Raw genomic sequence first — 2,200 nt, 5'->3', positions numbered from 1 at the left:
CAGAAAGACAAAGGGCACGACCTGTAAACAGGATCGTGCCCGATGTTACCGGCAAGCACCCGAGGGTGCCAGCCGACAAGTGCTGCTTAAGCTGCTACCACGACAACGCGTACGGTGGCTTCAACTTCGGCGTGCAGGTGCACGGCTACGTCGAATTCGCCTACGTTGCGGATGGTGCCGTTCGGCAGACGAACTTCGCTCTTCTGCACTTCAACGCCGGAGGCGGTCAGTGCATCAGCGATGTCGTGAGTACCGATCGAACCGAACAGCTTGCCTTCGTCGCCAGCGGTGGCAGTGATGGTCACTTCCAGCTCGGCCAGTTGGGCAGCACGGCTTTCAGCCGATGCCTTACGGTCTGCGGCGGCTTTTTCCAGCTCAGCGCGACGCTCTTCGAACGCAGCCAGGTTGGCAGCGGTCGCAGCGGTAGCTTTGCCGTAAGGCAGCAGGTAGTTACGACCGTAACCAGCCTTAACGTTCACTTTGTCACCCAGGTTGCCCAGGTTGGTGACTTTTTCCAGAAGGATCAGTTGCATGTGAAAATCCTCTTAACTTTTAACCTTCACCGTTCGCGTTATCGGCATCTTTGGGTGCCGAACGACCGCGAAAATCAATCAGGCTGTCGACGATGGCCAAGACCACCAGCAACGGATAGATCAGCTGCATGAACAGCAACAGCGTGACGTACAACCCCACCAGCCAGAATTTGGCCAGTCGCTTTTGCGCCACCAGCCCGTGAATCAGGGCCAGCCCGGCGAACACCAGCGGTACGCTGCACAACGGCGTCAACATGGCCATCTGCGAGCCTAAATTAGGCCCCAGAAGCATTAACGCCAGCAGCAACATCGCCGGTCCCAGCGGGATTCGGATGGCGCGAAACTCGCGACCAAAACCACCCGGGTTGTACAACAACGCCTGCCAATAGCGCCCGACAAGCAGGCTCAACAAGCTGACGATTTGCAACAAAGCCGCTATCAAGCCGGTCAGGACCGGTGCAATCAGGGACGCGAAACGCGCTTGTTCGTCTACCGACATCTTCTGGTAGACATCACCGAGTAGCGACGGCATGACTTTTATCAAAGCCTGCGCCAGCATCTCGATCTGGGGAGCAAAAGCTGTCCCCAACACCACTGAAAACACCACTCCCATCGCTATGCTGACCAGCAGCACGCGGTTCCAGGACTCGCTTGCGCGCAAAACCAACGCAAGGCTCGCAGACCCCAGCAGCACCAGAAGTGCCCTTGGGTCGTCGGAGTAAAGCCACCAGAGCAATGCCGGCAGCAGTCCCAGAGCAAGAACGCCCAGGGCGTCCCTCAATCCGCGCCGCAGGAGCACGAGGCATCCGGCGGCAGCACCCAACCAATACAACAACGGCATTGCCGCACATCCAGCCACTACCAGAGTGGCCTGCATACGGCCCCGCATGATGAACTCAGCTAAGGCGCGCATACATTCAATCCTTTGCTACGTGTCGACTGCCCGGTCTCAGCGGCCGTGGCTGTCGGTGTAGGCCAGCAGGGCCAGGAAGCGGGCGCGCTTGATAGCGGTGGCCAGCTGACGCTGATAACGAGCTTTGGTACCGGTGATGCGGCTTGGAACGATTTTGCCGGTCTCGGATACGTAGGCTTTCAGAGTGTTGAGATCTTTGTAATCGATCTCTTTCACGTCTTCAGCGGTGAAGCGGCAGAATTTACGACGACGGAAGAAACGTGCCATTTGATAGGCTCCTTAAAAGGTCCGTGGATTACTCGTCAGCGTTATCGCTGTTGTCGCTGTCATCACTGTCAGCGCTTTCAGCGCCTTCGTGCTCAGGACGGTCGCGACGCTCACGGCGCTCACTGCGGTTTTCTTCAGCCTTGAGCATCTCGGATTGGCCGGTAACGGCTTCTTCGCGACGGATGACCAGGTTACGGATCACTGCATCGTTGTAGCGGAAGTTGTCTTCCAGCTCGGCCAGGGCCTTGCCAGTGCACTCAACGTTCAGCATCACGTAGTGAGCCTTGTGAACATTGTTGATTGCGTAGGCCAGTTGACGACGGCCCCAATCTTCCAGACGGTGGATTTTGCCGCCGTCTTCTTCGATCAGCTTGGTGTAACGCTCAACCATGCCGCCGACTTGCTCGCTTTGATCCGGGTGGACCAAAAAGATGATTTCGTAATGACGCATGAATGCTCCTTACGGGTTGTAGCCTGCCGCTCAAAA

General features: G+C 57.3%; 4 protein-coding genes. All 4 read right to left on the bottom strand.

Translation table 11 applies throughout. From position 1 onward, the window contains the following. Positions 1 to 86 precede the first annotated feature (86 nt). From rplI to rpsF, 4 genes are read right to left on the bottom strand one after another with little or no spacing between them, the layout of a single operon-like run. Positions 87 to 533: a 50S ribosomal protein L9 gene (rplI, locus tag D8U18_RS16805; RefSeq protein ID WP_131108040.1), complete on the bottom strand. Its 447-nt coding sequence runs from the start codon at positions 531 to 533 to the stop codon at positions 87 to 89. 19 nt (positions 534 to 552) lie between these two features. Further along, complete coding sequence (locus tag D8U18_RS16800; RefSeq protein ID WP_131108039.1) at positions 553 to 1,446, bottom strand: hypothetical protein; 894 nt, start codon at positions 1,444 to 1,446, stop codon at positions 553 to 555. 36 nt (positions 1,447 to 1,482) lie between these two features. Further along, positions 1,483 to 1,713: a 30S ribosomal protein S18 gene (gene rpsR, locus D8U18_RS16795; RefSeq protein WP_002551829.1), complete on the bottom strand. Its 231-nt coding sequence runs from the start codon at positions 1,711 to 1,713 to the stop codon at positions 1,483 to 1,485. Positions 1,714 to 1,741: 28 nt separating this feature from the next. Continuing rightward, positions 1,742 to 2,164: a 30S ribosomal protein S6 gene (gene rpsF, locus D8U18_RS16790; RefSeq protein WP_003217491.1), complete on the bottom strand. Its 423-nt coding sequence runs from the start codon at positions 2,162 to 2,164 to the stop codon at positions 1,742 to 1,744. Positions 2,165 to 2,200 lie beyond the last annotated feature (36 nt).

The sequence above is a fragment of the Pseudomonas sp. Sample_10 genome, from assembly GCF_004321495.1.
Lineage (GTDB): Bacteria > Pseudomonadota > Gammaproteobacteria > Pseudomonadales > Pseudomonadaceae > Aquipseudomonas.
Note: the sequence above shows the minus strand (reverse complement) of the source record. Positions and strands in the feature narration are given on the sequence as shown.